This is a genomic window from Thiocapsa rosea (assembly GCF_003634315.1).
GTDB classification, from domain to species: domain Bacteria; phylum Pseudomonadota; class Gammaproteobacteria; order Chromatiales; family Chromatiaceae; genus Thiocapsa; species Thiocapsa rosea.
The window spans coordinates 884,020-906,816 of sequence record NZ_RBXL01000001.1; the positions used below are offsets into that span (position 1 = coordinate 884,020).

General features: G+C 66.2%; 20 protein-coding genes and 1 other RNA gene. 4 read left to right on the forward strand and 17 right to left on the reverse strand.

All coding sequences use genetic code 11. The annotated features are described in order from the left end of the window. Window positions 1-5 precede the first annotated feature (5 nt). The 15 genes from BDD21_RS03965 to rsmI all read right to left on the reverse strand — a co-directional run bounded on the left by BDD21_RS03965 (window position 6) and on the right by rsmI (window position 15,393). A complete protein-coding gene (locus tag BDD21_RS03965) occupies window positions 6-800 on the reverse strand; it encodes a cell division protein FtsQ/DivIB (protein WP_120796033.1) in 795 nt (264 codons plus the stop codon). Further along, window positions 793-1,728: a D-alanine--D-alanine ligase gene (locus BDD21_RS03970; protein ID WP_120796034.1), complete on the reverse strand. Its 936-nt coding sequence runs from the start codon at window positions 1,726-1,728 to the stop codon at window positions 793-795. Before BDD21_RS03970 ends, BDD21_RS03965 begins: the two co-directional genes overlap by 8 nt. Further along, window positions 1,725-2,600, reverse strand: coding sequence for a UDP-N-acetylmuramate dehydrogenase (gene murB / locus BDD21_RS03975; protein WP_120796035.1), 876 nt, complete (start codon window positions 2,598-2,600; stop codon window positions 1,725-1,727). The genes BDD21_RS03970 and murB overlap by 4 nt, the downstream gene beginning before the upstream one ends. Continuing rightward, a complete protein-coding gene (gene murC, locus BDD21_RS03980) occupies window positions 2,597-4,027 on the reverse strand; it encodes a UDP-N-acetylmuramate--L-alanine ligase (protein ID WP_120796036.1) in 1,431 nt (476 codons plus the stop codon). The genes murB and murC overlap by 4 nt, the downstream gene beginning before the upstream one ends. Continuing rightward, window positions 4,024-5,118 (reverse strand): undecaprenyldiphospho-muramoylpentapeptide beta-N-acetylglucosaminyltransferase, encoded by a 1,095-nt coding sequence (gene murG, locus BDD21_RS03985; RefSeq protein WP_120796037.1) that lies wholly within the window; start codon window positions 5,116-5,118, stop codon window positions 4,024-4,026. The genes murC and murG overlap by 4 nt, the downstream gene beginning before the upstream one ends. Continuing rightward, window positions 5,103-6,317, reverse strand: a complete 1,215-nt coding sequence (gene ftsW, locus BDD21_RS03990) for a putative lipid II flippase FtsW (protein WP_120796038.1) — start codon at window positions 6,315-6,317, stop codon at window positions 5,103-5,105. The genes murG and ftsW overlap by 16 nt, the downstream gene beginning before the upstream one ends. Then, entirely contained in the window at window positions 6,314-7,666 is a 1,353-nt protein-coding gene (gene murD / locus BDD21_RS03995) for a UDP-N-acetylmuramoyl-L-alanine--D-glutamate ligase (RefSeq protein WP_120796039.1), read from the reverse strand. Before murD ends, ftsW begins: the two co-directional genes overlap by 4 nt. A 112-nt stretch (window positions 7,667-7,778) precedes the next feature. Then, a complete protein-coding gene (gene mraY, locus BDD21_RS04000; RefSeq protein WP_120796040.1) occupies window positions 7,779-8,861 on the reverse strand; it encodes a phospho-N-acetylmuramoyl-pentapeptide-transferase in 1,083 nt (360 codons plus the stop codon). Beyond that, window positions 8,862-10,232 carry a UDP-N-acetylmuramoyl-tripeptide--D-alanyl-D-alanine ligase gene (locus tag BDD21_RS04005; protein ID WP_120796041.1) on the reverse strand — a complete coding sequence of 457 codons (1,371 nt, stop codon included), beginning with the start codon at window positions 10,230-10,232 and terminating at the stop codon, window positions 8,862-8,864. It abuts the gene before it with no gap. Window positions 10,233-10,311: 79 nt separating this feature from the next. Next, complete coding sequence (locus BDD21_RS04010) at window positions 10,312-12,081, reverse strand: peptidoglycan D,D-transpeptidase FtsI family protein (protein WP_120796042.1); 1,770 nt, start codon at window positions 12,079-12,081, stop codon at window positions 10,312-10,314. Continuing rightward, window positions 12,068-12,358 carry a cell division protein FtsL gene (gene ftsL, locus BDD21_RS04015; RefSeq protein ID WP_120796043.1) on the reverse strand — a complete coding sequence of 97 codons (291 nt, stop codon included), beginning with the start codon at window positions 12,356-12,358 and terminating at the stop codon, window positions 12,068-12,070. The genes BDD21_RS04010 and ftsL overlap by 14 nt, the downstream gene beginning before the upstream one ends. Further along, entirely contained in the window at window positions 12,355-13,287 is a 933-nt protein-coding gene (gene rsmH, locus BDD21_RS04020; RefSeq protein ID WP_120796044.1) for a 16S rRNA (cytosine(1402)-N(4))-methyltransferase RsmH, read from the reverse strand. Before rsmH ends, ftsL begins: the two co-directional genes overlap by 4 nt. A gap of 9 nt (window positions 13,288-13,296) precedes the next feature. Next, on the reverse strand, window positions 13,297-13,752 hold the full coding sequence (mraZ, locus tag BDD21_RS04025; protein ID WP_120796045.1) for a division/cell wall cluster transcriptional repressor MraZ: 456 nt from the start codon (window positions 13,750-13,752) through the stop codon (window positions 13,297-13,299). 309 nt (window positions 13,753-14,061) lie between these two features. Next, an RNA gene (gene rnpB / locus BDD21_RS04030) (RNase P RNA component class A) lies at window positions 14,062-14,433 on the reverse strand. Window positions 14,434-14,508: 75 nt separating this feature from the next. Beyond that, the gene (gene rsmI, locus BDD21_RS04035; protein ID WP_120796046.1) at window positions 14,509-15,393 is read right to left on the reverse strand and encodes a 16S rRNA (cytidine(1402)-2'-O)-methyltransferase; all 885 of its coding nucleotides are present in this window, start codon (window positions 15,391-15,393) and stop codon (window positions 14,509-14,511) included. Between the two features lie 34 nt (window positions 15,394-15,427). Between rsmI and BDD21_RS04040 the strand changes: the two genes are divergently transcribed. From BDD21_RS04040 to BDD21_RS04055, 4 genes are read left to right on the forward strand one after another with little or no spacing between them, the layout of a single operon-like run. Then, window positions 15,428-17,287: a penicillin-binding protein activator gene (locus tag BDD21_RS04040; protein WP_120796047.1), complete on the forward strand. Its 1,860-nt coding sequence runs from the start codon at window positions 15,428-15,430 to the stop codon at window positions 17,285-17,287. Further along, window positions 17,284-17,682: a YraN family protein gene (locus BDD21_RS04045; protein ID WP_120796048.1), complete on the forward strand. Its 399-nt coding sequence runs from the start codon at window positions 17,284-17,286 to the stop codon at window positions 17,680-17,682. The genes BDD21_RS04040 and BDD21_RS04045 overlap by 4 nt, the downstream gene beginning before the upstream one ends. Beyond that, window positions 17,672-18,346, forward strand: coding sequence for a BON domain-containing protein (locus BDD21_RS04050; RefSeq protein ID WP_245969393.1), 675 nt, complete (start codon window positions 17,672-17,674; stop codon window positions 18,344-18,346). Before BDD21_RS04045 ends, BDD21_RS04050 begins: the two co-directional genes overlap by 11 nt. Next, entirely contained in the window at window positions 18,324-19,751 is a 1,428-nt protein-coding gene (locus BDD21_RS04055; RefSeq protein ID WP_211334971.1) for an FAD-binding oxidoreductase, read from the forward strand. The genes BDD21_RS04050 and BDD21_RS04055 overlap by 23 nt, the downstream gene beginning before the upstream one ends. A gap of 26 nt (window positions 19,752-19,777) precedes the next feature. Here the strand turns inward: BDD21_RS04055 and ptsP are convergent, their stop codons facing one another. Both ptsP and BDD21_RS04065 read right to left on the reverse strand, forming a co-directional pair. After that, on the reverse strand, window positions 19,778-22,039 hold the full coding sequence (ptsP, locus tag BDD21_RS04060) for a phosphoenolpyruvate--protein phosphotransferase (protein ID WP_120799739.1): 2,262 nt from the start codon (window positions 22,037-22,039) through the stop codon (window positions 19,778-19,780). Window positions 22,040-22,137: 98 nt separating this feature from the next. Further along, window positions 22,138-22,677 (reverse strand): RNA pyrophosphohydrolase, encoded by a 540-nt coding sequence (locus BDD21_RS04065; RefSeq protein ID WP_211334972.1) that lies wholly within the window; start codon window positions 22,675-22,677, stop codon window positions 22,138-22,140. Window positions 22,678-22,797 lie beyond the last annotated feature (120 nt).

Consider the following 22,797-nt stretch of genomic DNA (forward strand, 5'->3'; position numbering starts at 1 on the left):
CGGTCTTATCCTCGTTTGCCGGATCGCGTCGGGCGATCCGTTGTCGCACGAGCCTGCGGCTCGGCGTTCGCTGCCCATTTCACGGCGAAACCGTTGCTGTAGCGCAGGTCCACCACCAGCGGCTGGCCGGCCGCCTCCAATTGCGTCGCGCTGGCGATATAGCGCGCAAGCCGTTGATCGACGCCTTCCGTGCCGAGATACAACTCGACCCCCATGACCAGCTCGACCCGCCACGCCCCGCGCGGGTCGACCGAGAGCGTCTGGATAAGATGGCCGATCAGCATCAGATCGTCGCGCCACTGCGCATAGCGCTTGACCACCTCGGGCGCACGCCGATCCTCGCCTTCGAGCAGCGGCAGACCCGCCGGGACCGTGCCCGTACCGGGCCGAAAAACGATGCCCTCCGCGGTCACCAGACCGTCGCGATTCCAGCGTGCGATCGGGCGGTGCTCCTCGACCTCGACCTGCAGCCGATCCGGCCAGACGCGCCGCACGGTGGCGCGACCAACCCAGGCCAGGTCCTCTGCAGCCTGCTTTAGATCGTGCAAATCCGCCGTCAAGATGCCGCCGCGCAGCCGCTCGCTGATGGTCTGCTGAAGCAACCGCGAGGAGTGATGATGCAGCTCGCCCTCCACGGCGATGACGCGCACGGGCAACAGGTGCGGCTCCCAATGAACGAGCAGCCAAACGCCGCCGGCCATGACCGAAATCAAGAGCAACCCGACAAGCGCCAGCCAACGCCCGGAGCGGCGCGCACGCACCTCTACGATCGGAGGGGTTGTCCGTGCCGGGTCAACCACGGTCGAGACTCGTTTCCAGGATCCGCCAAACCAGGGTGTCGAAGTCCAGCCCCGCTACCCGCGCAGCCATCGGGACCAGGCTGTGGTCGGTCATGCCCGGCACCGTGTTGATCTCGAGCAGGAACGGCTCTCCGCTCCCGTCGACCATCAGGTCGACACGGCCCCAACCGCTCGCACCGGTCGCCTCGAAGGCGTCGAGCGCGAGTCGCTGCAGGCGTGACTCCTCTGCTTCGGGCAGACCGCAGGGACAGTGATAGCGCGTACTGTCGGCCCGATACTTGGCCTCGAAGTCGTAAAAGGCGTGCGGCGTTTCGAGCCGGATCATGGGGAGCGCCGCCTGTCCGAGCACGGCACAGGTGTATTCCGCGCCCTGGATCCAGCGCTCGGCGAGCACCAGTGCGTCGTAACCGCGTGCCGTGCGCCAGGCATCGGCGAGTGCGGCCGGATCCTCGACGCGCGCCATCCCGATACTCGAACCCTCGTGAACGGGCTTGATCATGAGCGGGAAGCCGAGAGCCTCGGCAGCCGCCAGATCGGCGTCCGTGCGCAGCAGCACCGATGCGGCCGTCGGCAAACCGCACCCCGTCCAGGCCAGCTTGCAGCGATACTTGTCCATGCCGAGCGCCGAACCCAGAACCCCGGAACCCGTGTAGGGCATCCCGATGGTCTCCAAGGCGCCTTGAATCTGACCGTCTTCGCCGCCGCGTCCGTGCAGGATGATGAAGGCGCGATCGAAACCGCCGGTGCGCAGATGTTCGAGAACCTGCTCGTCCGGATCCAGTGCATGGGCGTCGACGCCCTGACGCAACAGGGCCGCCAGCACGGCGCTGCCGCTCTTCAGCGAGATCTCGCGCTCCGCCGCGCGCCCGCCGAGGAGCACCGCGACCTTGCCGAACCGAGCACGCGCCTGGATTTTCTCTGGTGTCATGGATGCTCTCCGGCGATTCGTTTGACCTCGGGCACCAACCGGACACCGGTAGCGTCCTCGACCCGGCGCTGCACCAGGTCGATCAGCTCGCGGATGTCCGCGGCACTGGCCTCGCCCGTGTTGATGATGAAATTCGCGTGCTTCTCGGACACCTGCGCACCGCCGATCCGATATCCCTTGAGTCCCTCCGCCTCGATTAGACGCGCGGCATGATCGCCGGGCGGATTGCGGAACACCGATCCGCAGCTCGGGAGCCCCACGGGCTGTGTCTGCGCACGCCGGTCGAGCAGCTCGCGAATCCGGGCCATCCCCGCTTTGCCGTCGCCGGGGGCAAGCTCGAGCGCGACGTCCAGGAACCACTCGCCGGGCGGCCCGATCACCTCGCGGTAGCCGATCGAGAAATCGCCCGGCCCCCGCTCGCGAATCCGACCGAACCGATCGATGGTCCGCACCGAGACGACATGCTCCCAGGTCTCGCCGCCCCAGGCGCCCGCATTCATCGCCAGCGCCCCCCCCATGGTGCCCGGGATGCCGGCAAGGAACTCGCACCCGACCAGATCGTGCCGCGACGCGAATCGGGCCACCTTGGCACAGGAGACACCGGACTCGGCATGGATACCGGTCGCACCCCGTCGTTCCAACCGTGTCAGACAGTCCCGGGTCTGGATCACGGTGCCGGGAAAACCGGCGTCGTCCACCAGCAGATTGCTCCCGAGCCCGAGCCATAAGAGTGGCTCCTGCGGGTCGAGGCGCGCCAGGAAGGCAGCCAGATCCGCCGCATCCGTCGGCCGATAGAAGCGACGCGCGGGACCGCCGACCCGCCAGCTGGTGTGGCGGGAGAGTGGCTCGCGCTCGCGCAGCTCGCCCATCATGCCCCCGACCGCCCCATCTGGCTCGGCAGACGCGCCGCTAAGCCACCGATGTCGCCGGCTCCCATCATCAGCACCATGTCGCCGTCGAGCACCAGGTTGTCCAAAAGACCCGGCACCTCGTCGATCGTCTGCGCGAACACCGGATCCAGCTCGCCGCGCGTGCGGATCGCACGGCTCAATGCACGCCCGTCGGCACCCGGGATCGGTGCCTCGCCGGCCGGGTAGACCTCGCACAAGACGAGTGCATCCGGGCTGGACAGCACCGCCACGAAGTCCTCGAACTGCTCCTGGGTCCGCGTAAACCGATGGGGCTGGAACACCAAGACCAGCCGGCGTCCGGGCCATCCGGCGCGCGCGGCCGCCAAGGTGGCTGCGATCTCGCGCGGGTGGTGCCCGTAGTCGTCGACCAAGAGCCATCGGCGATCGCGCATGTCGGTCAGCGCGCTGATCATGAAGCGACGCCCGACCCCTTCGAAACGGGACAGGGCCCGCACGATCGCATCGTCCTCGACACCCAGCTCAAGCGCGACGGTGATTGCAGCCAGCGCGTTCAGCACGTTGTGCCGGCCGGGCAGGTTGAGATCGATCTCCAACGGGGAATCGAGATCACGCGCCTCGACGCGAAAACGGGTGCGCATGCCGTCCTGTCGGATCTCGACCGCGCGCACATCGGCCTCCGGGCGCGTGCCGTAGGTGCGCGCCGGACGCGGCATCGAGTCGACCAGGGCGCGAATCTCGTCGTCGTCGATACAGAGCACCGCGAGGCCGTAGAAAGGCAGATGGTGCAGAAACTCCATGAAGGTGGCACGCAACCGATTGAAGTCGTTGCCGTAGGTATGCATGTGATCGGCATCGATGTTGGTGACGATCGAGATCATGGGCTGCAGATAGAGGAAGGAGGCATCGCTCTCGTCGGCCTCGGCGACCAGATACTTGGTGGTCCCCAGCTTGGCATTGGCGCCCGCACTGTTGAGCCGACCGCCGATCACGAAGGTCGGATCGAGTCCGCCCTCGGCCAGGATGCTGGCCACCAGACTGGTGGTTGTCGTTTTGCCGTGCGTGCCGGCCACCGCGACGCCGTAATAGAAGCGCATCAGCTCGGCGAGCATTTCGGCACGACGCACGATCGGGATACGTCCGGCACGCGCGCTCTGGATCTCGGGATTGGCCTCGTCGATCGCGCTCGACACGACGACGGCGTCTGCATCCGCGACCTGCTCGGCCCGGTGACCGATGAAGATCTCGACACCCAACCCTTTGAGGCGACGCGTCGCATCGCTCTCGCGCAGATCCGACCCCGCGACCTCGTAGCCCAGATTGGCCATCAGCTCGGCGATGCCGCTCATCCCGGAGCCACCGATCCCCACGAAGTGGAGTCGGCGCACCCGACCCATCCGGGCGGCGGTATGTTGAAGATGTGCGCTCATCGACCGGCAACCTCCAAGCAAGCAGCCGCGATCCGTCCAGCGGCATCCGGCTGCGCGCGCTCGCGGGCCGCATCGGCCATCGTCGACAGGGTCTCGCGATCGCCCAGCAATTCAGTCAGCAGCGCGGTCAAACCGGCAACGGTCAGATCGCGTTGAATCACGAGTCGGGCCGCGCCGACATCGGCGAGATAGCGGGCGTTGCCGACCTGATGGTCGTCGACCGCGAATGGATACGGCACCAACACCGAGGCGACGCCGGCCGCGGCCAGCTCCGAGACCGTCAGCGCGCCGGCCCGGCAGACGACCAGGTCGGCCCAACCATAGGCTTCGGCCATGTCGTTGATAAAGGGCGCAACCTCCGCCTCGACACCGACCGTCCGATAGGCCGCCTGCGCGGTCTCGAGCGTGCGCTCGCCGGCCTGATGGCGAACGCGCGGACGCAGCTCCGCCGGCAGCGCCGCCAGCGCGGCGGGGACCATTTCGTTGAGGACCTGAGCCCCGAGCGAGCCGCCCAGAATCAGCAACCGAGCCGGCTCGGCCGACCCCTCGGCGTGCCGCCGCGCCAGACGCTCGCGCGGTGCCGGCAGATCCACGATCGCGCGACGCACGGGATTTCCGCAAGCCTGCGCACCACGCGCACCCGGAAAGCTCCCTGGAAATGCCTCGAACACCCGCGTGGCGATCCGCGCCAACCACTGATTGGTCATTCCCGGCACGAAGTTCTGCTCATGGATCACCAACGGAAACCCCAACACACGCGCGGCCAAGCCGCCGGGCCCGGAGGCGAATCCACCCATCCCCAGCACCACTGTCGGGCGACGCCGACGCAGGATCCGTGCAGCCTGCCAGAGTGCAACCGCGATCTTGAAGGGGGCACCGAGGATCTGAGCGACCCCCTTGCCGCGCAGGCCCTCGATGCGGATCCACTCCATCTCCAAGCCGTGCTCGGGCACCAGACGCGACTCCATCCCGCGACGCGTCCCGATCCAGAAGACGCCCACACCTTGCTCGCGCAGACGCTCGGCGACCGCAAGCGCGGGAAAGACATGCCCGCCGGTGCCCCCGGCCATGACGGCTACGCGCGTACCCATGGCAGCCCCCGTGCGGGTCCCTTCTCGGCCTCGATGCGACGCACCGTCGCGTCGATCCGCAGCAGGATCGCGATCGACATACAAGCGGCGATCAGGCTGTTGCTCCCGTAGCTCAGGAAGGGCAGCGTCAAGCCCTTGGTCGGCAACATTCCGACGTTCACGCCGATATTCACGAACGCCTGCAGACCGAGACCGAGGCCGACACCCTGGGCGACATAGGCGGAAAACCGTTCGCCGGCGGCCTCCGCACGCGCCCCGATCGAGAAGGCCCGCCACGTCAGGAACGCGAATGCCGCGATCAGCACCAGCATCCCGACCAGACCGAGCTCCTCGCCGATGACCGATGCAATAAAGTCGGTATGGGCCTCCGGAAGAAAGAACTGCTTCTGGATCCCGTTGCCCAGGCCCACACCGAGCCATTCACCCCGTCCGAAAGCGATCAAGGCCTGGCTCAACTGATAGCCCGTATTGAAAGGGTCCTGAAAGGGATCAAGAAACGAGGTCACGCGCTGTAATCGATAGGGCGAGATGATGATCAGCACCAAGAGCCCGGCGGCGACGACCAAGAACAAGACCACGAAGGGCATGAGGCTGACACCGCCCAAAAACAGCATGCCCATGACGGTCGCGAGCATGACCGCCGTGGTCCCGAAGTCCGGCTGCTGGAGGATCAATGCACCGGCGATGCCGATCAAAATCATGGGCCGGATGAATCCCGAGATCCGGTTGACCACGTCGTCGGCATGGCGTACCAGGTATCCGGAGACATAGATGACGGCGAACAGCTTCACCAGCTCGGAGGGCTGAAGATTCAGCGGACCGAGCGGGATCCATCGCGTCGCGCCGTTGACCTCGCGGCCCACGCCCGGCACCAGAACCACGACGAGCGACAGGAGACCGAGGAGGAAAAGCCAAACCCCGCCGCGCTCCCACCAATCAACCGGCACGCTGTAGGCCAGGACAGCCGCGGTCAAGGCAAGGCCCAGCGCAAAGCCGTGGCGCGTCACGTAATAGAAAGGATCGCCGCAGCAGTTGGACGCGATCGACATCGATGCCGAGGCCACCATCACAAAGCCGAACGCCACCAACCCAAGTGCGCAAACGAGCAAGGGGTAGTCCACGCCGGCGACCGAGCGCTCACGCCTGCGCTGTGTTCTGCGCGCTGGATTTCCACGCAGCTGGCGGGCGGCGACGCTCATGTTCCGAGCCCCCGCACTGCCTCGGCGAAGACCCGCCCGCGATGCTCGTAGCTTTCGAACATATCGAAACTGGCACAGGCCGGCGAGAGGAGAACCGTATCGCCGGGTCGGGCGATCTCCGCCGCCCGAGCGACCGCATCCTGCATATTCGCGGCCTCCAACAGCGGGACCTCGCCGTCCAGCGCCTGCGCAATCAGCCCGGCATCCCGTCCGATCAGGACGACTGCGCGCGTCGTACGCTTGACCGCCGAGCGCAGAGGTGAGAAATCGGCACCCTTGCCCTCGCCGCCGGCAATCAGGACGGCACGGCCGGTGCTCCCCGGAGGAATCAACCCTTCGAGCGCCGCCACTGTTGCCCCCGGATTCGTCCCTTTGGAATCGTCGTACCAGAGCACGCCGTCGCGCTCGGCGACCAGCTCGCTACGGTGCGGAAGGCCCGAGAAGCGACGCAAAACCGCACAGGACTGCTCCATCGGCAGGCCGCATCCGCTGGCCAGCGCCAAGGCCGCAAGGGCATTCGCCAGGTTGTGCAGACCCGCAATGCGGACCTCGGAGGCCGGCATCAGGGGCTGCGTCCCTCGGCAGAGCCAACGCGCACCGTCGTGGATGCGCAGCCCGAAGTCGCTGTCCGTTGGCTCGCCGAGTGTAAATCCGATCTTGAGTGCTGCATCCCGCGGCATGGCCACGACGATCGGATCATCGCGATTCACGACGGCGACGCGCGCGCCCCGGTAGATGCGTCCCTTGGTCTGCGCATAGGCGTCCAGATCGGGGTAGCGGTCCATGTGGTCGGCCGAGACATTGAGTACAACCGCCACATCGGCGTGCAGACTGAAGGTCGTCTCCAACTGGAAGCTCGAAAGCTCCAGCACATAGCGCTGGGTCGAGGCATCGAGCAGATCCAAGGCGGGCTCGCCCAAATTACCGCCGACGCAGACGCGCTGCCCGGCGGCGGCCGCCATCTGCCCGACCAGGGTCGTGACCGTGCTCTTGCCGTTCGAGCCGGTGATGGCGCAGATCGGGGCCTGCGCGGCACGGGCGAAGAGCTCGACGTCGCCGACGACCTCGACACCGCGTGCCGACGCATCCCGAATCAAGGGGTCGGAAACGGGAACACCCGGACTGACGACCAGACGCGCCGCGGCTGAAAAGGCTTCGGGCGCGAAGCCGCCGACGAAGACCGCGACCTCCGGCATCTCGTCACGCAATTGCTGCAGGCCGGGGGGATTCTCGCGCGAATCGGTCACGGCCGTCGCGATGCCTTGCGAGCGCAAATAGCGGGCACACGAGAGTCCTGTCTTGCCGAGCCCGACCACCAGGGTCTTCGCGGTATCGGACAGCGGACTCATCGCACCTGCTCGCAAGACATCCGCGGACCCGTGCCGCGATTGTCCGTCTCGATCGCTTTCATTCCCCCCCCGTCGAATCAAACCCTACACGAACCCAAAACCTTCGCTGCGCCTACCGGATCTTCAAGCTCGCCAATCCGACCAGCACCAGAACCACGGTCACGATCCAGAAGCGGACGATGACGCGCGGCTCGGGCCAGCCCTTGAGCTCGAAATGATGATGGATCGGCGCCATGCGGAAGATGCGTTTGCCCGTGAGCTTGAAGGACATCACCTGCATCATCACCGAGATGGTCTCCACCACGAAGACGCCGCCCATGATGAAGAGGACCAGCTCCTGGCGTGCCGCCACTGCAACCACCCCGAGCGCGGCGCCCAGAGCCAAGGCGCCGACGTCGCCCATGAAGACCTGCGCCGGATAGGCGTTGAACCAGAGAAAACCCAGCCCCGCGCCGACCAGGGCACCGCAGAAGACGACCAGCTCGCCGACCTCCGGGATGTGCGGGATCAGCAGGTATCCGGAGATCGGTCCATGGCTCGCGGCATAGACGAAGACCGCGAGTGCGCCGGCGACCAAGACCGTCGGCATGACGGCGAGACCGTCCAGACCATCGGTCAGGTTCACCGCGTTGCTGGCCCCGACGATCACGAAATAGGTCAGCAGAATGAACCAGGGTCCGAGTTGGATCGAGACGTTCTTCAGATACGGAATCAGCAGCTCGGTCTCCGCCGGCGAGCCGGCCGTCACATAGAGTGCGATTGCCGCGGAAAAACCCGCGACGGTCTGCCAGAGATACTTCCAGCGCGCCGCCAAACCGCGCGGGTTGCGCAGCACCAACTTCTTGTAGTCGTCCACCAAACCGACAAGGCCGAACGCAAGCGTGGTCAAGAGCACGATCCAGACATAGCGGTTGTCCAGATCGGCCCACAACAGCGTGCTGATCGCGACGGCCACGAGGATGAGCGCACCGCCCATGGTCGGAGTACCGGCCTTGGAAAGATGACTCTGCGGGCCATCGTCGCGCACCATCTGACCGACCTTGTAGGCGCGCAGACGGGTGATCATCGGCCGACCGACGAGCAGAGCGATGGCGAGCGCCGTGAGCACGCCCATGATGGCGCGCAGGGTCAGATACCGGAAGACATTGAATCCGGTCTGATACTGCGACAGCCATTCGACAAGGTAAAGCAACACCTAACTCTCTCCTCCGGCGCACAGCGCCTCGACAACCTGCTCCATCCGAGCGGAGCGCGAACCTTTGACCAGGATACGGTCGTTTGCGGACATCTCGGTCCGAAGCGCACGCACGAGCTCCCCCTGATCGGTAAAGTGGCGTGCGCCGTGACCGAAGGCAGAGGTCGCCGCCGTGCTCAGGACGCCCACGCTGAAAAGACGGTCGATGCCGGCCTCGCGCGCGATCTCGCCGACCTCGCGGTGCAGGGCCTCGGCCTCCGAGCCCAGCTCGGCGAGGTCCCCCAACACCAGCCAGCGACGGCCCGACAGGCCCGCAAGGACCTGGATCGCAGCGGCGATCGAGTCCGGGTTGGCGTTGTAGGTGTCGTCGATGACGCCTAACTCGCCACACCGACGGGGACAGAGACGGCCCTTCACGGGCGTCAGCGTCGCAAGACCCGCCTGGATCGCGCCCGGCTCGATCCCGAGCGCCAGCGCCATCGCCGCGGCGGCCAAGGCGTTGCGGGCGTTGTGTTCGCCGGCCAGACGCAGGGCGATCGGGATCGCCTTGCCCTCGTGATGCGCGACGACGTGCGTGGCAAAACCCGCCTCGGTCCACTCGACCCGGATCGCCGAGCGATCCGCCCGGAGGTCGGCCCGGAGATCCGCAGGGCCATCCAGTCCGAACGTCAGGGCGCGGCGGCCCGCGGCCAGCTCGCGCCAGAGACCCGCGTACGGGGAATCGCCGGCGAAGACGAACACCCCGTCGCCCGACAAACCGCGGGCGATTTCACCTTTGGCACGGGCAACGCCGTCGACGCTGCCGAAGCCCTCCAGGTGAGCGCGGCCGGCATTGGTGATGAGGGCGACATCCGGACGGGCGATGTCGGTCATATAGCCGATCTCGCCGTGGTGATTGGCGCCCATTTCCAGGACGAGAAAGTCTTCGTCCCGAGCGCTCAACAGGGTCAAGGGCATCCCGATATCGTTGTTCAGATTGCCGCGGGTCGCGCGGACGCTGCCGACCTGATCGAGGATGGCGGCAACCATCTCCTTCACCGTGGTCTTGCCGTTGCTCCCCGTGATGGCGACGACCCGACCGGGGAAGACATCGCGCCAAGCCGCGGCGAGGGCCCCGAGCCCGGAGCGGGTGTCCTCGACGATCCACTGAGGCAGGTCCACCGGAAGCGGATGGTCGACCATCGCGGCGACGGCACCCGCGGCGCGCGCGGCAGCGACATGGTCATGCCCGTCGAAGCGCTCGCCGCGCAGGGCGACGAAGAGCTGGCCGCTGCAATCGGCACGGCTGTCGGTGCCGACCGAGACGAAGCGGCGATCTTCGCCTTCGAAACGGCCACCGGCGCGAGCAACGGCTTCGGAGAGAGACCACATCACCGGCGCCCCTCCTGCCATTCCCGCAAGGCTTCGACAACGTGGGCGCGGTCGCTGAAGCCGAGGACGCGGTCCGCCATCATGGCTTGACCTCGCGTCGCGCCAGCAGCATCGAGGGCTGCGGATCGTCCGGCGGCACGTTGAACAGACGCAGGGCGCCTTCCATGACCTTCTGGAACACAGGCGCGGCGACCAATCCGCCGTAGTAGGCCTTACCCTTCGGCTCGTCGATCATCACGGCGATCACCAGGCGCGGCGAACCCGCCGGAGCAAAGCCCGCGAAGACCGCCTGATAGAGCCCGCCGCCATAGCCGGCACGCCCTGCGGATTTTTTCGCCGTTCCTGTCTTTCCGGCGACCCGATAACCGGTGATGGCGGCACGTCTCGCGGTGCCTTGGTCGGAGACCACCGTCTCCATCATCGCCCGCACCTTGCGCGCCGTGTCGGCGCTGAGCACGCGCGTCTCCTCGGGCCCATGCGCAGGCGACGCGGGATCCTGCCTCAACAGGGAGACCGGGCGCTTGATCCCGTCGGCAGCCAACACGCCATAGGCTTGCGCCAGCTGCAGTGCCGTCACCGACAGGCCGTATCCGAAGGCCTGGGTGGCATGCTCGAAGACGCGCCAGGTTGAATGATGTCGCAGCACGCCCCGGCTCTCGCCCGGGACACCGACAGCGGTCGCATGGCCGAAGCCGAGCTGATCGTAAAGACCCCAAAGATCGCCGTAGCTCATCATCTGGGCGATCTTCACGACGCCGACGTTGCTCGATTTGGTGATGACGCCGGTCGCATCGAGGTTGCCGTAGTTGCGCACGTCCTTCACGGTGTTGCGTCCGACCGCCATCGATCCGCCCCGTGTCGCGATCGTCGTGGTCGGCTTGATCAAACCCCGCTCCAGTGCGGCGGCCACGACGAACGGCTTGATCGTCGAGCCCGGCTCCATGACGTCGGTTACGGCACGGTTGCGGCGACGCTCGCTGCTGCCGCCGCGCGCGGCGTTCGGGTTGTAGCCCGGCTGGTTGACCATCGCGAGGATCTCGCCGGTCTCGACATCCAAGGCCACCAGCGTTCCGCCGACCGCCTTGTGCTCGGCAACGGCGGCCTTGAGCTCGCGGTAGGCAAGAAACTGCAGGCGTCGGTCGAGGCTGAGCGCGAGATCCGCGCCCTGTCGCGGCGCACGGACCTGCTCGATCTCCTGCACGATCTGCTGTCGACCGTCGCGAATGACGCGACGCAGACCGGGCTCCGACTTCAGCCAAGAGTCGTACGTGAGCTCGATACCCTCCTGGCCCTTGTCGTCGATGTCGGTAAACCCGAGGACGTGCCCGAAGACCTCGACACCCGGATAGAAGCGACGGTACTCGGTCTCGAAGTCCACGCCGCCGAGATTGTGATCGGCGATGACCTGTCGCACCGCGCGCGCTTCCTCGAAGCTGACGCGCCGCTTGAGATAGAGAAACCCGCGTTGGGAGGTGGCGTCGAGGCGCTCCTGCAGCGCCTTCGGATCAAGCCCCAACGCAACGGCCAACGGCGGGATCGCATCGCGTCGCTCCACCAGCTTGCGCGGCTCGCCCCAAACGGTTTCCACCGGCGTGCTCACCGCCAGCGGCTCGCCGTTGCGGTCGGTGATCATGCCGCGACGCGCGGCAATCTCGCCGACGCGCAGATAACGGCGCTCGCCTTCGCTGCGCAGATAATCGGTCTCGACGACTTGCCGATAGAAGACCGCCACCGAGAGGATGACGAAGGCGCTCGACAGGACACCGACCAACAGGCGGCGACGCAACGCGAGATTCGGCCTGGCTCGCCGCCGCTCCGGACGTCGGGCACGGCGGTTACGGGTAGGCACGGCCGACCTCCTCGATCATCAAGACATCCTCGAACCTTGGATTGAACATGCCCAACTGGGCCCTGGCTTTACGCTCGACCCGAACGTGCGTCGAGAGGGCAGCCTCCTCGAGACGGAGCCGATTCCACTCCACGTCGACGGCGTCGCGCTGGGCGCGCAGCTCCTGCAATTGACCGAAATGGATCCGCGTCTGGTACTTGGTGTACACCACGGCGACCGCCGAGAGGGTCACGGCCAAGGCCAACCCGATCAGAATCCAGAGCGGTCGCGCACTCATGAGAGGCGCTCCGCGACACGCATGATGGCGCTGCGTGCACGTGGATTGGACGCGACCTCGTCGGGCGAAGGACGCACCGGCTTGCCGAGGATGCGCAAGCGCCCGAGCGATTCCTCCGCGGTGACCGGAAGACCTTTGGGCAGGACGGGACCGCGCGACTGCGTGCGCATGAAACGCTTGACGATACGGTCCTCCAGGGAATGAAAACTGATGACGACCAGCCGTCCGGCATGTGCCAAAAGGTCGCAGGATTGGCGCAGGCAATCCTGAATCTCATCGAGTTCGTCGTTGATCCGGATGCGCAGGGCCTGGAAGGTCCGAGTTGCCGGGTGCTTGCCGGGCTCGCGTGTCGGCACCGACCGCGCAACCAAGGCCGCGAGCTGGGTCGTCGTCGTCAAGGGGCTCTCGCTGCGCTGCGCAACGATATTGCGCGCGATGCGTTTGGCGAAACGCTCCTCGCCGAAGTCGAACAGGACCTTGACGATCTCGGCTTCGGAGGCATGGGCCAGCCATTGCGCCCCCGACTCGCCGCGGGTGGGGTCCATCCTCAGATCCAACGGACCCTCGGACGAAAAACTGAAGCCGCGCTCCGCCGTGTCGAGCTGAGGCGAGGACACCCCGAAATCCAACAGCAAACCGCAGAGGTTGCCCTGGACGCCGATGTGCGCGAGCAGCTCGGTGATCGAGCCGAACCGACCGGCCACCATCGTGAAGCGCCCGTCGATACGCGCAAGCGCGTGCCCCGCGGAGACCGCCTCGGGATCGCGATCGATCGCGATCAGTCGACCCGCCCCGCCGAGGCGCGCCAAAACGGCACGACTGTGCCCGCCACGCCCGAAGGTGCCGTCGACATAGATGCCGTTCGGATCGACGACCAAGGCGTGCACACTCTCCTCCAGCAAAACCGGCAGATGTTGTTGTTCAATCAAAGGGATACTCTAAAGCGTCAAGGAACCGAGCCCGGCCGCCGTCGCCAACTCTCCGATACCCGCATCGCTGAGGGCCGCTTCGTTGCGCGCGTTCCATGCGGGCTCGTCCCAGAGCTCGAATTTCGAGCCCTGACCGACGAAGGCGACACGTTTATCAAGCGAGGCGAAATCACGCAGGTACTGCGGCAGCAGGATTCGGCCCTGGGCGTCCATCTCGACCTCCTGTGCGTTGCCGATATAGAGGCGCTGGATCGCACGGGCCGTGTTGTCGAACGCGGGAAGCGCGGCGAGCTTTGCCTCGATCAGCTCCCACTCGGGCTCGGGGTACAGCAAGAGACAGCGATCGCGATCGACGGTAACGACGAGCTGAGAGTTGCACGACGACTGCAGCCGCTCGCGGTATTTTGCAGGAACCGCAAGACGCCCTTTGACGTCGAGGTTGACGATAAAGACCCCCCGAAACACGGCAGCCCCCTGTGGTGACTTGCGCCAGGCGACTCCTTCCCCAACTCCCCACTTTCCCCCACTTGAGCTTCATCTTAGAGCTGCCCAACGGGATCGTCAAGGTAATGCATACCTTTAATTCTTGACAGACAGCAACTTAGATGCGACGCCCCGAGTACAGCATAACCTCGCGGAAAACATTTGTTTTCATGCGACTAAAGGATAAAGCTGAAGGGGTTTACAGGAGAGAATCAAACAACGGGGACGCGCCAGCCCGGCTGCCGTCGGTCGGATCCGCGGCAGGGTCCCCGTGACGGGTCGAGGGAAGGATCTGGGAGCCGGCCTATAAGCCGGGTTCTGTCGAGGACAGCCATTCATCTGGGACGTACGTCACCGTACGCCTCGAGCGACCTACCCGGGAGCACGCGCGGGCCGCGCGCTGCAGCACAGGGCTGCATGCCCCCCTATTTGGTCTTGCTCCGGGTGGGGTTTACCCTGCCGCTGCTGTTGCCACCAGCGCGGTGCGCTCTTACCGCACCATTTCACCCTTACCTCTCGTCATGTAGACGGGATCGGCGGTATCTTTTCTGTGGCACTTTCCGTGGACTTGCGCCCCCCAGGCGTTACCTGGCACCCTGCCCTACGGAGCCCGGACTTTCCTCCCTCGCCACGAAGTGCGAGCGCGGCTGTCCGGCCGACTCCCAGCCGCCAAGTATAGCGCCAACCGGGGCTTCCGGTCTCGGTCGATATCGCGAACGCGTGCCGCACCGTCACGCCTCACATCTGCGTGTCCGTCGCGGCGACATCCCGGGCAGCTTGACCCAAATCCAACTCGAGGCCCAATCGGTAGAGCGCATTCTTCTTGATGCCGGTCAGGCGCGCCGCGATCGCCACGGCCTGAGCCAGCGGCAAGGTCTCGCCGAGGATGCGCAGGACCCGCTCCGCCTCCGCGCGATCCGGATCTGTCGTATCGGCGTTTCCCTCGACCAGCACGACCAGCTCGCCGAGGCGCTGCTCGGCGTCGCCCTCGACGCGCTGCGCCAACTCCGACGCGGTGCCGACGAGGAAGGTCTCGAAGTGCTTGGTCAGCTCGCGCGCGAGGACCAGACGCCGTGTCTCGCCCAAGGCTTCACCGAGATCATGCAGGGTGGCGAGGATCCGTTTGCCGCTCTCGTAGAGGATCAGCGTACCCCGCTCCCCCTTGAGCTCGCCGAGCCAGGCCAGGCGATGCGATCGGGTGCGCGGGGGAAATCCGACGAACAGGAAGCGATCGCTCGGTAAACCCGCCGCCGAGAGTGCACAGATGGCGGCATTCGCGCCCGGCACCGGGACAACGCTCATACCACGCTCGCGCGCCGCAGCCACGAGGCTGAAGCCGGGATCGCTGATCAGCGGCGTACCCGCATCGGAGACGAGCGCGACGCTCCGGCCGGTCTCGATCTCGGCGAGGAGCCGAGGCGCAACGCTGGCCTCGTTGTGGTCGTGATAGGCCACCAGCTTGGACGAGATGCCGAAATGGGTCAGCAACCGAAGCGTCTGACGGGTATCCTCCGCCGCGATCAAATCGACCTCGCTCAACACCTTACGTGCCCGATCGGTCATGTCCCCGAGATTGCCGATCGGCGTGGCGACCACGTATAGTACCCCCGCTGACTGCTGCACCTTAGCCTCCCAACGTCTCGAACCGGAACGGATCATGCCCAAGAATCGCGTTGACCACCGTCCCCTGTCCACTCCGATCACAGTCATCGCTCTACTCGCTGCCGTTTCACTCGTTGCCCTTTCACTGGCCGGATGCGCGATCGATCCGGTCCGGGACGAGGCGCGCCTGCTGGCGCCGGTCGCAGGAGAGCCGCTGAAACAAGCCGATGCACTCGCCGCCCAAGGACAGGCGGACGCGGCGGCCAAGGCCTATCTGGACATCGCAAAGGGAGCAACGCCGCCCGCACGCGAGCAACTCCAGTTGAAGGCGGCTCGCGCCTTTCTTTCCGCGGGCGACACCCGGCAAGCACAGCAGACCATCGGCGAGGTCTCGCGCCCGGCACTCACGATCGGGCAACGCGAGCAGCTCCTGCTGATCGAGGCGGATCTCGCGCTCTTGGACGGACGCCCCAAGGATGCGATCGCGCGACTCCAGGCCATGCAGGTCCAAACCTTGCCGAGGGATTTGAGGATTCAACGGCTCGGCACGCTCGCCGCCGCCCAGCGTCTCGCCAACGACCCCGTCGCCTCGGCCGAGTCGCTGATCGCGCTCGATCGGCTGCTCGACAACGAGGACGCGCGTCTACTGAATCAAGTCTCGCTGATCACGACCTTGAGCGCACTGAGCAGCGAAGAACTGCGCAAACTCGCGCGCAGCGGAAGCGGAACACTGAGAGGCTGGGCGGAGATCGCACTCCTGGCGCACGACGCGGGCGCGGATCCTGCGACGTTCCAGACCCGCTATCGTCAAGAGCACGCCAAACGACTCGGCCATCCCGCCCATCCGAGGCTGGCCGAGGCGTATGTCAAGTTCCTGTCCGGGGGATACGCCTCGGGCGACAGCGTGACGGTCATGCTCCCGCGCGGGGGACGCTTCGCCGGCGCGGCCACATCGGTGAAGGAGGGCATCGAGGCCGCCAGCCGAGCAGACAGCAGCGGCAACCGACCGGCACTGGATTTCATCGACAGCGGCCAGACCGCGCGCGCGCGCGCCATTCACGCGCAGGCCGTCGGAGCCGGCGCGGACTATGTCATCGGCCCGCTCGAAAAGGAATCCGTGGACAGCCTCGCGGCCGGCCCCGCACTCGCGGTGCCGACGCTGGCCCTGAACCAGACGACCCGCGACAGCCAGCCCGCAGCGAATCTCTTTCAGTTCTCGCTCTCGCCCGAGAACGAGGCGGCGGAGGTCGCCAACAAGGCCGCCGCGATGGGTCTGAAGCGCGCTGCGGTGCTGTATCCCGAGGGGCCTTGGGGAGCGCGTCTGGCCAGTGCATTCCGCAACCAATGGCGCCGACTGGGCGGAACGCTGGAGGCTGAAGCCGTCTACAGCCCGACGGCGCGAAGCTTCGAGAAGACGGTGACCAGCCTGCTCGGCGACTCGCAGGCGGATGTCGTCTTCCTGGTCGCGACCAACGAGCTCGCGCACAAGCTGTATCCGCAGATCCGGCTGAGCAGATCGTCGGTGACGGTGATGTCTACCTCGCACGTTTACTCCGGCGTCTTCGATCCGGCCCGCGACCGGGTGCTGGCGGGGCTGTATTTCGTCGATATCCCTTGGATGCTGAACAATCGCGCAGAGGGTGCCCTGTCGCGGCGACGCCTGAGCGGATCCTCCTTCGAGGTCGCCAATCCGTTGGCCCGTCTGTACGCGATGGGGATCGACGCCTACCGAATCGCTCCGCGACTGCCCGCGCTGGCTAAAAGCCCGGGCGCCTTTTATCCGGGACAGACCGGCGGTCTCTCGGTCGACGCGCTGGGCCGCATCCAGCGCCAGCTCGCGCTCGGACGTTTCGGCGAGACGGGCGTGCTCGAGGCCGGGGAGTCATCCGACACGCCGGCCTCGGAGAACCCTTGAGCGGCGACCCCCGTCGCGCGTCCTCGGGGACAACCGGCAAAGCAGCCGGAACCCGGGGTGTCGGCGACGCCAAGGAGCGGCTCGCCGAGGACTATCTGAAACGCCGGCATCTGCAACCCATCGCACGCAATCACCGCTGCCGCTTCGGGGAGATCGACCTGGTGATGCGCGACGGCGAAGCGCTGGTCTTCGTGGAGGTTCGATACCGACGCTCGGAGCGCTTCGGAACGCCCGCCGAGACGGTCGACCGACGCAAGCAACAGCGTTTGACGGCGGCCGCGAGCCATTATCTTCAAGCTCACCCGACCATGTTACCCTGTCGATTCGACGTGGTCGCGATCAGTAGCGAAGACCGAATCGAATGGATCAAAAATGCCTTTACCGTTGAATCATAAACCGCTCTTCGGCCTCCTCACGCGCACGCAGCTCGGTCAAGCCGGCGCGGTCGCGCGGTCGATGACGCAACCGCGACGCTCCGCAGCGGCCCTGCTGCTGCTCGGCGCGACGCTCCTCTCAGGGTGCGCGCCGATGCTTATCGGGGCGGCTGCCGTCGGTACCGCCGCGACGGTTCACGACAGACGCCCCGCCAGCGTGATCTTCGACGATCAGCAGATCGAGCTGGAGGCGATGACCGCCTTGCTGCGCAACAGCGGTGTCAGGGACCGCTCGCAGATCTCGGCGACCAGCTACAACCGCACCCTTCTGCTCACCGGCAACGCCGACACGACCGAGGTGGGCCAAGAGGCCGCAGCGCTGGTGAGCCGCATCGGCAAGGTGCAACGGGTCGTCGACGAGGTCAGAGTCGGCCCACGGCTCGACATGAGACGTCAGGCCGAAGACACCTTCATTACCGGCCGCGTCAACACCGACCTGATCGGCGTGCGGCTGCCCGGATTCGACCCGACCCGGGTCAAGGTGGTCACGAACGACGGTGAGGTCTTTCTGATGGGTCTGGTCAGCCCCGCGGAAGCCGAAGCCGCGGCGGAAAAGGCCAGTTACGTCCCGGGCGTCAAACGTGTGGTGAAGCTCTTCGAGTATGTCGACGATACCAACACCTGAGCTGTCGCCGGGGTTTCTGAAGAGTCTTGCACGGATCGCCGGGGTCGGGCACCTGCTCACGGATCCGGCCGATTGCTGGCCCTATGGATACGACAACAGCAGACTCCACGCACTGCCCCGAGGGGTCGTGTTCGCCGCCGACGAGGCGCAGATCATGGCCCTGGTCGTGCTCTGCCGCGACGCCGGCATTCCGCTCGTCGCACGTGGGCGCGGGACCGGCACCACCGGGGCGACGGTTCCGGACCACGGCGGCATCGTGCTCTCCTTCGAGCGCATGGATACCATCCTGCGCATCGCACCGGAGGATCGCCTGGCCGTCGTGCAGCCCGGGGTGCTCAACGAGCAGCTTCAACAGGCCGTCGGCGCCTTCGGTTTCTTCTGGCCGCCGGATCCCACCAGTGCGGCGAGCTGCACCGTCGGCGGGAATCTCGCCTACAACTCGGCGGGGCCGAGGGCGGTCAAGTACGGGACACCGCGCGAAAACACGCTTGGACTGACGGCGATCAGCGGTCGCGGCGAGCGACTGCGCACGGGCGTCCTCACGACCAAAGGCGTGGTCGGCTACGACCTGACACGTCTCATCATCGGCTCGGAGGGCACGCTTGCCCTGATTACCGAAGCGACGCTGAAGCTCACCCCGCGGCCCGAGGCCAAGCGCACGCTGCGCGCGGCCTATGCGGATATCCACGCGGCCGCGGCTGCCGTCTCTGCGATCATGGCGCAGCCCGTAATCCCCTGTGCCTTGGAGATCATGGACGCCGCGGCAATCCGCGCCGTCCGGCGCCATGCGGGGCTCGACCTGCCCGAGGGCGTCGGCGCCCTGTTGATGATCGAGGTCGACGGACCCGCCGCCTGTATCGATCAGTCCGTCGCCGCGGTCGCCGCAGCCGCCCACCATGCCGGCCTGATCGAGCTGCGTTGCGCCGAGTCGGCCGCGGAGGTCGCCGCGCTCTGGAAGACCCGCAAGGCACTTTCCCCGGCCTTGCGCCATATCGCGCCGAAAAAGATCAACGAGGACATTGTCGTCCCGGTCTCGCGCATGGGCGAACTCATCGAGGGCCTCGAGCGGCTCTCGCATGAGAGCGGCGTGCAGATCGTGAACTTCGGTCATGCGGGCAACGGCAACATCCATGTGAATCTTTTGATCGACCCGGACGACCCGGCGGCGGTGGAGAGCGCACATGCGTGCCTGGACGCGATGTTCTCGCTCGTACTGCAGCTCGGCGGCACGCTCTCGGGCGAGCACGGGATCGGGATCGCCAAGCGCGACTTCGTCGACCGCGAGATCGAGGCACCCGTGCTCGCACTCATGCGCGACATCAAGCGCCAATTCGATCCGGCCGGGATCCTCAATCCCGGGAAGGGCTTTCCGGAGACCGCCGAGCCCACTGCAACCAATCGCTGAACCGAAACCCAGTATCCCGGCACCGGCTACTTACCCGGACGCACCAAGCCCCCGAGCCCGACCGCTTCGAGCGCATCCAGGAGCAGGCGCCGCACGGACGCCGCATCCTCGCATTGCAACGCCACCTTGAGCACCTCGCGGGCGCGTGCCCGACTGATGCTGCGGATGACGCGCTTCACGCGCAGCAGGCTTCCGGCCCCCATACTCAGACTATGCACACCCATCCCGAGCAGGAGGAAGGTCGCGAGCGGATCCCCGGCCATCTCCCCGCAAACGCTCACCTCGCGACCATGCACGCGCGCACCTGCGAGGATCTGCAGCAGCGCACGCAAGACCGCCGGATGAAACTCGTCGTAAAGCTTCGCGACGTGGGCGTTGTTGCGATCGACCGCGAGTAGGTACTGGGTGAGGTCGTTGGTCCCGACGGAAAGAAAATCGACCCGTCGCGCAAGCGCTTCACACTGGTAGACGGCGGCCGGGACCTCGATCATCACGCCGATCGGCGGCAGTTTGACCTGATAGCCCTCTTCGAGCAGCTCCTCGTTGGCACGATGGATGAGCAGCAGTGCCTCGTCGACCTCGCCGACCGTGCTGATCATGGGCAGGAGGATCTGCAGATTATCCAACCCGATGGACGCACGCAGGATGGCGCGAACCTGGGTCAAGAAGATCTCGGGCTGGTCTAGCGTGATCCGGATGCCGCGCCAGCCCAAGAAGGGATTGGCCTCGTGCATCGGAAAATAGGGCAACGGCTTGTCCCCGCCGATATCCAAGGTCCGGATCGTCACGGGTCGCGGAGCAAACAGCTCGAGCACCCGCCGATAGTTCGACATCTGCGCCGCCTCGCCCGGAAAGGTATCGCGCACGATGAAAGGCAGCTCGGTGCGGTAGAGTCCGACACCCGCGGATTCCTCGATGCCGAGCGGACGCGCCTCGGAGACCAGACCCGTGTTCAGATAAAGGGGCACCAGATAGCCGTCGGTGGTCTCGGCCGGGAGATGGCGCAACGCCTGCAGCTCGTTGGTCAGGGCCGCGTCGTCTTCGGCGAGACGCTGATACTCGGCGCGCACGGCCGGACCGGGTGCGACGTAGACCCGCCCGCGATAACCGTCCACCACCAGCTCGCGTCCCTCCACACGCCCGACCGGCAGGTCGGCGACGGCCATCGCCGCCGGCACACCCATCCCGCGGGCCAGGATGCCGACATGCGAGGAGCCCGAGCCGGTGGTCGAGACGATCCCGGCGAGCATCTCGCGCGGGACGTCGGCGATCTGCATCGCGCTGATCTCGTCGCCGACCAGGATGGTGTTGGGGACGTACTGAATCGGCGCCGCGGCCAACTTCTGCAGATGGGTCAGGATGCAGCGACCGAGATCACGCACGTCCGAGGCGCGTTCGCGCAGATAGGCATCGTCCATGTCGTCGAACACCTTGGCGTGCTCGGCGATCGTCTCGCGCAGCGCCCCGGGCGCCCAATTGCCCGCGCGGATGCGCGAGAGTGTCCCGTCGATCAGGGTGTCGCTCTCGAGCATCAGACGCCAGGCGTCGAATAGGGCCATGTCTTCGGCACTGAGATGCGCCTGGGTCCGAGCCGCGAAGCGATCCAGGTCCTCGGCCACATGCTCCACGGCACCGAGAAAATCCTTGGCCTCGTTGTCCGCATTCTCCGCGCGCCGATCCGGAACGGCGTTGAGATCGGCCGGTGGATAAACCACCACGGCGGTCCCGATGCCGATGCCGGGCGAGGCGGGCAAGCCGGGCAGAAAGCGCTGCGGGATCCCGTCATCCTGCAGACGCGCCAGCTCGCCGTTGGTGCGTGCGAAGGTGATGGCGCCGGCGAGCTGGGACGCCAGAGTGACGACGAAGGTCACCTCGTCGTCGCCGAAATGGCGCTTTTCGCGTTGTCGCAGGACCAGCACGCCCAAGACCTTGCGATTCTGGATGATCGGCGCACCGAGGAATCCGTGATAGTGCTCTTCGCCGGTATCCGTGATGCGCTGGTAGCGCGGATGGCTGACCGCGTCGTCGAGGTTGATCGGCTCGGCGCGCTCGCTGACCAAACCGATCAGCCCCCGCCCAAGCTCCAACCGCACCCGACCGACCGCCCTGGCGCGCAGCCCGTCGGTGGCATGCAGGACATGCCGACGGTTGTCGAAGTCGTTGAGATAGACCGAGCAGACGTCGGCCCCGACGGCGTGTTTGACCCGCTGAACGATGATGGTGAGCGCGCGCTCGAGGTCGGGTGCGTTGTTGACCTCCTGCACGATGCGGCGCAGCGATTCGAGCATCGGCAAGCGCTGGCCCGGAGCCGCCGAGGATCCGACGACCGACGCGCCGCTTTCGAGCCCCACCGACCCTCGCTCGAGGTGATCCGCGGCGAGACCTGTCATCGTCCGCGCTGGTGCATCAAGCCGACCACCCGGGACTGGTTGTCCTCGCGGGCGGGCGGACCCTCGGGGTAGAGGCTCGGGGCGAGCTCTTCGAGCGCCTGCATGTAGACACGCCGCTTGAAGTAGACCACTTCATGCAGCGGCTGCCAGTAGCGGACCCAGCGCCAGGCATCGAACTCGGGCTTGTCGGTCTTGTCCAGACAGAAGGCGTCCTCGCCGCAATCCACACGCAACATGAACCAGACCTGCTTCTGACCGATGCAGGTTGGACCGCAATGCCGACGAATATAGCGCTTGGGGAGATGATATCTGAGCCAACCGCGGGTGCATCCGAGAATGGTGACCTGCCTGGACTGAAGTCCGACCTCCTCCTCGAGCTCGCGATACATGGCCTGCTCGGGCGTCTCGTCGGAATGGATCCCGCCCTGCGGAAACTGCCAGGCATTCTGTCCGACGCGACGACCCCAAAATAGTCGCCGGTCCCGATTGCTCAGGATAATGCCGACGTTGGGTCTGAAACCGTCGTGATCGATCAAGGAACCGAGTCCGTGAGGCCATGATGCCTCATTCTTCCACATCCGGCGCATGACCGGCAAGCAGACACCTAATATAAGCGATTGCCATTCAATGGCTTTCGCATGCCCTCTGAAACCGCC

What these genes read in the sequence shown, in the direction of transcription:
- BDD21_RS03970 (WP_120796034.1), bottom strand. Translation starts at nt 1,728, where the DNA reads ATGACACCAGAGAAAATCCAGGCGCGTGCTCGGTTCGGCAAGGTCGCG.
- murB (WP_120796035.1), bottom strand. Translation starts at nt 2,600, where the DNA reads ATGATGGGCGAGCTGCGCGAGCGCGAGCCACTCTCCCGCCACACCAGC.
- murC (WP_120796036.1), bottom strand. Translation starts at nt 4,027, where the DNA reads ATGAGCGCACATCTTCAACATACCGCCGCCCGGATGGGTCGGGTGCGC.
- murG (WP_120796037.1), bottom strand. Translation starts at nt 5,118, where the DNA reads ATGGGTACGCGCGTAGCCGTCATGGCCGGGGGCACCGGCGGGCATGTC.
- ftsW (WP_120796038.1), bottom strand. Translation starts at nt 6,317, where the DNA reads ATGAGCGTCGCCGCCCGCCAGCTGCGTGGAAATCCAGCGCGCAGAACA.
- murD (WP_120796039.1), bottom strand. Translation starts at nt 7,666, where the DNA reads ATGAGTCCGCTGTCCGATACCGCGAAGACCCTGGTGGTCGGGCTCGGC.
- BDD21_RS04005 (WP_120796041.1), bottom strand. Translation starts at nt 10,232, where the DNA reads ATGTGGTCTCTCTCCGAAGCCGTTGCTCGCGCCGGTGGCCGTTTCGAA.
- ftsL (WP_120796043.1), bottom strand. Translation starts at nt 12,358, where the DNA reads ATGAGTGCGCGACCGCTCTGGATTCTGATCGGGTTGGCCTTGGCCGTG.
- BDD21_RS04040 (WP_120796047.1), top strand. Translation starts at nt 15,428, where the DNA reads ATGCCCAAGAATCGCGTTGACCACCGTCCCCTGTCCACTCCGATCACA.
- BDD21_RS04055 (WP_211334971.1), top strand. Translation starts at nt 18,324, where the DNA reads ATGTCGACGATACCAACACCTGAGCTGTCGCCGGGGTTTCTGAAGAGT.
- ptsP (WP_120799739.1), bottom strand. Translation starts at nt 22,039, where the DNA reads ATGCTCGAATCGCTGCGCCGCATCGTGCAGGAGGTCAACAACGCACCC.